This window comes from Streptomyces sp. NPDC051180, assembly GCF_040689545.1.
Taxonomy (GTDB): Bacteria; Actinomycetota; Actinomycetes; order Streptomycetales; family Streptomycetaceae; genus Streptomyces.
Genome location: NZ_JBFBBC010000020.1, coordinates 20,608 through 28,271, shown reverse-complemented (window position 1 = coordinate 28,271; position 7,664 = coordinate 20,608). Strand labels below are relative to the sequence as shown.

The window sequence follows — 7,664 nt, the reverse complement described above, 5'->3', positions numbered from 1 at the left end:
CCGCCGCGGGGCCGGGCGCGGAGCGAGCATCCTCGCTCCGCGCCCGGCCCGGCGTCGTACCAGGCATCGCCTAGTGCCAGTTGCTGATCCTCACGTCGTGCGGCGCGGGCTCGCCCTTGCCGGTCTCGAGGTGGTTCTTGAGGCTCATGAGGAAGATCGCCCACTTGGTGCTGCAGTGGTACATGAACGCGACGGGCTCCCTCCAGCCGGAGTGGCGGAAGAGGACGATCGTGTAGTCGTCCTCCTGTGAGAGGTCGAACCGGACCTGGGTGCCGATCCATTCGTCGGGGCCGTCGACGACCTCCCAGAGGACGTGCTCGCCGGGCCTGGCGTCGAGGACCTTCATGTCGAACCCGCCGGGCTCGAAGCGGAATCGGATCACTCCGCCGACGCCGGCGTCGCCGTCGGTGTCCTCGGTCCACCAGCTCGCGAGCCCGTCGACCGTGGTCAGGGCCGCGTAGACGGCTTCGGGGGAGGAGGTGACTCCGATTCGGTGCAGGATGTCCAGCATCGCTCTGCCTCTTTTCGGACGAGCGCCCGGTCGAAGGGCGCGTGGTGGCTCACCGCCCGGGCCGCGGGCGGAGAGGTGCGTGCGGGAGGGTCAGTCGCGCCGGTCGCGCTCGATCGCCTCGGCGATGCCCTTGATGCGACGCAGTCGGGCGTCCCAGGCCGCGCCGACCGAGGACAGCTGGGCGACGGCGCGGGCGAGTTGCGCCTCGTCCACCTCGTAGCGGCGTTCGCGCCCGGCCGGGGTCACCTGTACGAGCCCGACCCGGTGGAGGACGCCGAGGTGCTTGGCGACCGCCTGGCGGGATATCGGCAGGTGCTCGCTCAGGGTGGTGGCGGTCCCGCCCCCGACCAGCAGCAGGTCGAGCATCCGCCGCCGGGTCGGGTCGCCGACCGCGGTCCACAGCTCGTCGTCGACGGTGGTGCTCACGGCGTCGACACCAGCTTGGCGACATAGGCGACGAGGCGGGGCAGGTAGTGGTCCCAGCCGATGACGTGCTCGCGGTACTGCTCCTCGAGGACGGCGGCCTCCCAGCCCTTCTCCCGGAACCCGGTCTCGGTCAGGCGGAGCAGGGTGCCGTCGCCGGACGGGACGAGATCGAGGACCACCAGCAGGGAGTTCGCGGGGGTGGCGGGCCCGTTCTGGTCGTACACCCACCGGAAGGAGAACCGGCGGGGCGGGTCCGCCTCGATCACGGTGAGCGGGGCGACGTGCGCGTCCGGCGCGTTCCGGTCGCCGAAGGTGAGGACGCCGGTGCCGCCGGGAACCGGGTCGAGTTCGGCCTCGTCCGGCCACCACTCCCGCAGGTGCTCCGGCCTGCTGACGACCTCGTAGACCACCTCGGGCCGTGCGTCGATGTGGATCTCGCGCTCGATGCTGCCGGTCTCCATGCCGCTCTCCCGTCTCCTGCAACCTTTGGTTGCACATCAACCGTAGCCCCGCCGACCGCCATGCGCAACACTTGGTTGCTCCAGCGTGGCCCGGTGGCAGGCCGGCCCGGCGGGGTCAGTGGCTCCAGTAGTCGCGCTCCGGGAGCCGGACCCACACGTCGGGCGGGCCGACGACCGCACGGTCGTCCGGCGGACGCAGGCCGGCGAAGGCGCAGGCGTACGCGACGGCGTGCGAGTGGAAGAGGAAGGAGGCCAGGACGGTCTCGGCGGACTGGCCCTCGTCCGGACCGCCGCCCGGGTGCAGGTCCCACGCGTCGAGGGAGCCGGAGCGGGCGATGCCACCCTGGTTGCCGCTCTTGGGGTTGGCGTACAGGCCGTAGCAGACCGTCCCGGCGGAGAGGCGGGTGAGGACGCCCGGCATGGACGGGGCGTGGCCCCAGGGTTGTGTCACGACGCAGCCGCCCGGCACGGAGGTGACGCCGACGATCGGCAGGATCTCCTCCGCCTCGTACGCGTACGGATCCTCCACCACCTCCTCCGCCTCCTCGTCCGGCACCGGTGACGCCTCCAGCCGGCGGACCGCCTCGGCCGCGTCCACCCCGGCCACACAGGCGAGGCCCAGGCCCTCCGGGGGCGGGCCGCCCACGACCCCGACGAGCCGTGTCGCCTCGTCGGCCGCGGCCCGCTCGGCCGCGCTCAGACGCTCGCCGGCAGGCACGGCGAAGAGGTCCGGATGCGGCCCCGCCAGGCTCAGCCGACCCGGTGACCAGCCGCCGAGCGAGGGCCGCCACGGATCGGCCCCGGCTGCGGCCAGGACCCGTGCGTTGTCGGGACGGCGCGCCACGACCGCCTCCCACAGCGCCGTCACCCCGTTCTCCCGCGCGTCCACGTCCGTGACCCGTCGCGCCAGCTCCGCGACCACGGCCGGCGAACCGAACGACGCCGCCCGGTGCAGCGGACGTCCTCCGCTCCACGCCTCCGGGTCCGCGCCCCGGTCGAGCCGACGCCGTATGTCGTCGTGGTCCGTCCAGTCCCCGACCGGCCCGCCCCAGCCGTCTCCGCGCGACTCCACCGCTGCCCCTTCCCCACGGTCCACCGACGGGCTCAGCGAGCCCCGTGCCCCCACGCTTCCACACGGGTGTGACAACGGCGTCGGGCGGGCGCGGGGCGATGGCGCCGTACGGAGGTTGGTGGCCGCGGCCCGGTGTGCCCGGGGGCCGCGGACGGGGGAGGGGTGGCAGGGTCGGACGGGGCGGGACCCCGGTGCGAGGAGAGGGAGAACGTGACGCGGGACAGCAGTCGGACCGCCCGGTACGCGGAACTCGCGGGCCGGCTGCGGCGGGATCCGTTCGTCGTGCAGTCGGTGCGGTCGACGGCGGCGGCCACCCTGTCGTACGTCGTCGCCCTCTGGCTCAGCAGCGAGCCGGCGCCCCTGACCGCGCCGCTCACCGCGCTCCTCGTCGTGCAGGTCACCCTCTACTCGACCCTCACCACCAGTCTGCGCCGCGTCAACTCCGTCGTCGTCGGCGTGCTCATCGCCATCGCGTTCAGCGCCATCGTCGGCCTGTCGTGGTGGAGCCTCGCCCTGATCATCCTGGCGTCGCTCCTCGTGGGGCGGCTGGTGAAGGTGGGGGAGTTCGTCCCCGAGGTCGCCATCAGCGCCATGCTGGTGCTCGGTGTCACCCAGGTCGCCCACACGGCCTGGGACCGGGTCCTGGAGACGCTGATCGGGGCCGTCGTCGGGCTGCTCTTCAACCTCGTGCTCGCCCCGCCGGTCTGGGTGGACACGGCGGGCGAGTCCATCGAGGACCTCGCCCGGAGGATGCGCAGGCTGCTGCTCGACGTGGCCGAGGAGTTCGGCGGGGCGCCGCCCGTCGAGCGCGCGGCGGCGCGCCTGCACGAGGCGCGCAGGCTCGACAACGACGTGGCCGACGTCGACGGGGCCCTCCGGACGGCCGAGGACAGCCTGCGCCTCAACCCGCGCGTCAAGGAGGGGCTGCTCCACCGGATCGTGCTGCGCACCGGGCTCGACACCCTGGAGATCTGCGCCGTCGTGCTGCGGGTCCTCACCCGCACGCTCACCGACCTGGCGAAGGCGAGGGACGGTGAGGACCTCCTGCCGAGCCGGACGGCCCTCGCCCTCCAGGACACCGTCCAGCACACCGCCGACGCGTTCGTCAGCTTCGCCGTGCTCGTCACCTCCTCCGGCAGCGAGGCCGCCGAGGCCGCCGAGGCGCGGCTCGCGGGCGAGCTGCGGGCGGCCCGTGCCTGCCGCGTCGGCGCCGCCGACCTGCTCCTCGCCCTCGCTCTGAAGGAACCCGAACGCTGGCAGCTCTACGGAGCCCTGCTCGCCGAGATCGATCGCGTCCTCGACGAACTCGACCCCGAGCACCGGGGCCGTCGCCTCATGGAGGAACTCGACCGGCACGCCCGTGAACGGCCCCGCCGCCTGACCCCGCTGCGCTCCCGACGGGCCTCGGCGGAGGCGTGACCCCCGCCCTCCGGCAGCCGTCGGCGGCCGCCTCGCCCCCGCCGCTCCGGCGCCGGCGTACTCCCGCCGTCCCTCCCGGGGAGCGATCACCGGGGAGTCTGCGTAACGTGAGACCCACCTTCTGCGGGAGACGGGCCGCACTGCGCCACCGCACCGCACGGCGCCTCAACGATGGACGTGGAGGCCGGGTGTCGACGTACGAGGGTGTCCTCGCCGAGATGCTGGCGCGCTCCCCCCTGTTGTCCGGGCGGCAGCTGGCCGGCCTGGTGCAGGACACCGGCAGGCGCATGGGCTTCACGGAGACCGTCATGTACGTGACGGACCTCCAGCAGATCCGGCTGGTGGCCCTGCCGCGGACGGAGCCCGTCGAGCGGCCCGCGCTCGACGTCGACACGTCGCTGGCGGGCCTGGCGTACCGCACCCAGAGCGTGCAGCGGTCCCGGGACGGCGGCACGGCCTGGGTGCCGATGATCGACGGAGTGGAACGGGTCGGGGTCCTCATGGTCACGGCGGCGCCCCTCGACGACGTGCTGCTCGCGCGCGGCAGGACGCTGGCCGCGGTGGCAGCCCTGCTGGTGGTGTCGAAGTCCTCCCACAGCGACGTCCTCGTCGAGACCGAGCGGTCACGGGCCATGACGGTGCAGGCCGAGCTGCTGTGGGCCTTCCTGCCACCGCGGACGATCGGAACGGCGGACGTCACCTCGTCGGCGGTGCTGGAACCCGCGTACGACATCGGCGGCGACACCTTCGACCACACCCTGGACGACCGGGGCCTGCACCTGACGGTCATCGACTCCATGGGCCACGACCTCGCGTCGGGCGGGGCGAGCGCGGCCGGGCTCGCCGCGTGCCGGGCGACGCGCCGGGCGGGCGGTTCGCTCACCGACATCGTCACCGCGATCGACCGGATCCTGGACACCTGGTTCACCGACCGGCTCATGACCGCCGTCGTGGCCCACCTGGACACCGCCGACGGGCGGCTGACCTGGATCAACTGCGGTCACCCGCCGCCCCTCCTGATCCGTCACGGAAGGGTCCTGCCGCAGGTGCTGGCCCGCGAGCCCGACCTGCCCCTCGGCTGGGGCTTCCTCGTGGACTCGCCGCCCACCGAGCACACCGTCCGACTCCAGCCCGGCGACCGCATCCTCCTCTACAGCGACGGCGTCACCGAGGCGCGCTCACCCCAGGGCGACCTCTACGGCGAGGAGCGGCTCGCCGACACCGTCATCCGCGCCACCGCCGCCGGCGCCCCCGCCCCCGAGGCCCTCCGCCGGCTCGTCCAGGGCCTCCGCGCCCACCAGGACCACAAGCTCCGCGACGACGCCACCATCCTGCTCACGGAGTGGCACCCGAGCAGCCGCTGACCCGGGGCCGATGCCGCCCGGCGGACGGGCTCAGCCGAGGGCCGGGACGCGCTCCGCCTCCGGCGCCGGTCCGGGAGGCGTGCCGTCGCCGAACGGGCGGCCGCCGAGCTCCTCCCGCCCGTGCGGCGAGAGCCAGTCGCGGGTCGCCGGGCCGCGGGGGACGATCCCCGAGGGGTTCAGGTGCCGGTGCACGACGTAGTAGTGCTCCTTGATCTGCGCGAAATCGACGGTGTCCCCGAAGCCCGGCGTCTGGAACAGGTCGCGTGCGTAGCCCCACAGGGCCGGCAGCTCGGCCAGCTTCCGCCGGTTGCACTTGAAGTGACCGTGGTACACGGCGTCGAAGCGCACGAGGGTGGGGAAGAGGCGGACGTCGGCCTCGGTGAGGGTGTCACCGACCAGGTAGCGCCGGCTGCCGAGCCGTTCCTCCAGCGCGTCGAGCCGCTCCCACAGGGCCCGGTAGGCCCGGTCGTACGCCTGCTGGCCGGTGGCGAAACCGCACTGGTAGACGCCGTTGTTGACGTCCCGGTACACCGCTTCGGCCACGTCGTCGATCTCGTCGCGCCACCGCTCCGGGTAGAGGTCGGGCGCGCCGTCCCGCTGGTGCGCCGTCCACTGGCTGCCCAGGTCGAGGGTGATCCGGGCGAAGTCGTTCGTCACGGCCCTCCCGCTGGGCACGTCGACGATCGCGGGCACCGTGATGCCGTAGGCGTACTCGGGATCGCGCCGCAGGAACGCCTCCTGGAGCCGTTCCATGCCGAGGACCGGGTCCCGCCCGCCGGGATCCAGGTCGAAGGACCAGCTGCGCTCGTCGTGCACAGGCCCCGCGACGCCCATCGAGAGCACGCCCTCCAGGCCCATCAGGCGCCGGACGACGGCGGCCCGGTGCGCCCAGGGGCAGGCCCGGGCGATGACCAGCCGGTACCGCCCGGGCTCCACCGGGTAGCCGTCCCGGCCGTCGGCCGTGATCCGTGTCGTGAGGTAGTGCCGGTCGCGCTCGAACTCACCGTCGTTCGTCATGGCCGTGCGTCCCGCCTTCCCGTGTCGCCGGTACCGGGGCGCGGGCCGGCCCCGTGTCCTCGGGCCGCACCTCGCCCATCCTGCGCAGGTCCTCCTCGGTCCACGCGCGTGTGTCGCGGGGTTCGACGTAGGGCTCCTCGTCGGGCGGCAGGCCGCCGGCGATCGCCCGCTGCCGCAGGGCCTCGGCGTCGAACTCCAGGCCGAGCAGCACGGCCAGGTTGCTGATCCACAGCCAGACGAGGAAGACGATGACGCCGGCCATGGTGCCGTACGTCTTGTTGTACGAGCCGAACTGGGCGACGTACACGGCGAATCCGGTGGACGCGACGAGCCAGATCAGCAGCGCGAGGGCGCTGCCGGGGGTGACCCAGCGCCAGCCACGGCCCTTGGCGTTGGGGCTCGCCCAGTACAGCAGCGCGATCATGGCCGTCACGAGGACCACGAGCACCGGCCACTTGGCGATCGACCACACGGTGAGGGCGGTGTCGCCGACTCCGAGCACGTCGCCCGCCCGTCGGGCGACGTCGCCGGTGAAGACGACGATGAGGGCGCTCGCCGTGGCCATCAGCATGAGCAACGCGGTCATCCCCAGCCGGATCGGGAGGATCTTCCAGACCGGCCGGCCCTCCGGCACGTCGTGGATGTGGTTGGCGGCGCGCATGAAGGCCGCGACGTAGCCCGAGGCGGACCAGAGGGCCAGGACCAGTCCCACCACGGCCATGAAGACCCCCGCGCCCCCGCCGCCCTGCAGGTTCTCCACCGCCTGCCCGAGTACGTCGCGGGCCGGTCCCGGCGCGAGGTCGCGCAGGTTGTCCATCACCTTGTCCGTCGTGGACCGCCCGCTCAGGCCCAGCAGGGAGACGAGGACGAGCAGTCCGGGGAAGAGGGCGAGCACGCCGTAGTAGGTGAGCGCCGCGGCCCGGTCCGTCAGCTCGTCGGACGCGAACTCCCGTACCGACCCTTTGAGCACCGCCCGCCAGGCACCGCGCGGCAGCCCGGTCGGCGAGTCCGGCGCGCGCTCCTCGACCTCCGGGCCGGGTCCGACCTCCTCCGGCTCCGGCACGTCCCTGCGGGGACCGTCGTCCGGGCCGGTGGACGGGGTGTCCGCCGTCGGGGATTCCTGGTGGGCTTCGCGATCGACCATGCCCGGGCGGGTACCCGGGCAGGGTCGTCCTACGCGTCGGGGGCCGCGGCCGTGGGGACGCCGTCGCAGGAAGTGGCCTGTCCGGAGCCGCACGTGCCACAGATTCGGATGTCGTGGCGCCACGGAAGGAACCGCACCGAGCAGCGGTTTTGTCGTCGCCCAAGGAGCTTCGAAGGGAGATCTGGCGTGCGAGGTGCCAATATTGGCTCGCAATGGCGCCACAAGTGCGCCATGATGGCGCCATCGGCGG

8 protein-coding genes are annotated in these 7,664 nt (G+C 73.4%); 2 read left to right on the top strand and 6 right to left on the bottom strand.

The genetic code is table 11. From position 1 onward, the window contains the following. Positions 1 to 70: 70 nt before the first annotated feature. The 4 genes from AB0424_RS27730 to AB0424_RS27715 form a co-directional block, all read right to left on the bottom strand. Positions 71 to 511, bottom strand: a complete 441-nt coding sequence (locus AB0424_RS27730) for an SRPBCC domain-containing protein (RefSeq protein ID WP_366309291.1) — start codon at positions 509 to 511, stop codon at positions 71 to 73. A 90-nt stretch (positions 512 to 601) separates the two neighbouring features. After that, a complete protein-coding gene (locus AB0424_RS27725) occupies positions 602 to 937 on the bottom strand; it encodes a metalloregulator ArsR/SmtB family transcription factor (protein ID WP_366309290.1) in 336 nt (111 codons plus the stop codon). Continuing rightward, positions 934 to 1,398 (bottom strand): SRPBCC family protein, encoded by a 465-nt coding sequence (locus AB0424_RS27720; RefSeq protein WP_366309289.1) that lies wholly within the window; start codon positions 1,396 to 1,398, stop codon positions 934 to 936. The genes AB0424_RS27725 and AB0424_RS27720 overlap by 4 nt, the downstream gene beginning before the upstream one ends. A 115-nt stretch (positions 1,399 to 1,513) precedes the next feature. After that, positions 1,514 to 2,470, bottom strand: a complete 957-nt coding sequence (locus tag AB0424_RS27715; RefSeq protein ID WP_366309288.1) for an ankyrin repeat domain-containing protein — start codon at positions 2,468 to 2,470, stop codon at positions 1,514 to 1,516. Positions 2,471 to 2,680: 210 nt separating this feature from the next. Between AB0424_RS27715 and AB0424_RS27710 the strand changes: the two genes are divergently transcribed. Together AB0424_RS27710 and AB0424_RS27705 are read left to right on the top strand one after the other, a co-directional pair. Further along, positions 2,681 to 3,889 carry an aromatic acid exporter family protein gene (locus AB0424_RS27710; RefSeq protein WP_366309287.1) on the top strand — a complete coding sequence of 403 codons (1,209 nt, stop codon included), beginning with the start codon at positions 2,681 to 2,683 and terminating at the stop codon, positions 3,887 to 3,889. Between the two features lie 188 nt (positions 3,890 to 4,077). Continuing rightward, entirely contained in the window at positions 4,078 to 5,253 is a 1,176-nt protein-coding gene (locus AB0424_RS27705; protein WP_366309286.1) for a PP2C family protein-serine/threonine phosphatase, read from the top strand. A gap of 30 nt (positions 5,254 to 5,283) precedes the next feature. Here the strand turns inward: AB0424_RS27705 and AB0424_RS27700 are convergent, their stop codons facing one another. Next, a complete protein-coding gene (locus AB0424_RS27700; RefSeq protein WP_366309285.1) occupies positions 5,284 to 6,270 on the bottom strand; it encodes a glutathione S-transferase C-terminal domain-containing protein in 987 nt (328 codons plus the stop codon). Beyond that, positions 6,254 to 7,414 (bottom strand): YihY/virulence factor BrkB family protein, encoded by a 1,161-nt coding sequence (locus AB0424_RS27695; RefSeq protein ID WP_366309284.1) that lies wholly within the window; start codon positions 7,412 to 7,414, stop codon positions 6,254 to 6,256. The genes AB0424_RS27700 and AB0424_RS27695 overlap by 17 nt, the downstream gene beginning before the upstream one ends. Positions 7,415 to 7,664 lie beyond the last annotated feature (250 nt).

Coding starts and splice junctions, on each gene's coding strand:
- AB0424_RS27730 (WP_366309291.1), bottom strand. CDS start 511: ATGCTGGACATCCTGCACCGAATCGGAGTCACCTCCTCCCCCGAAGCC.
- AB0424_RS27700 (WP_366309285.1), bottom strand. CDS start 6,270: ATGACGAACGACGGTGAGTTCGAGCGCGACCGGCACTACCTCACGACA.
- AB0424_RS27720 (WP_366309289.1), bottom strand. CDS start 1,398: ATGGAGACCGGCAGCATCGAGCGCGAGATCCACATCGACGCACGGCCC.
- AB0424_RS27695 (WP_366309284.1), bottom strand. CDS start 7,414: ATGGTCGATCGCGAAGCCCACCAGGAATCCCCGACGGCGGACACCCCG.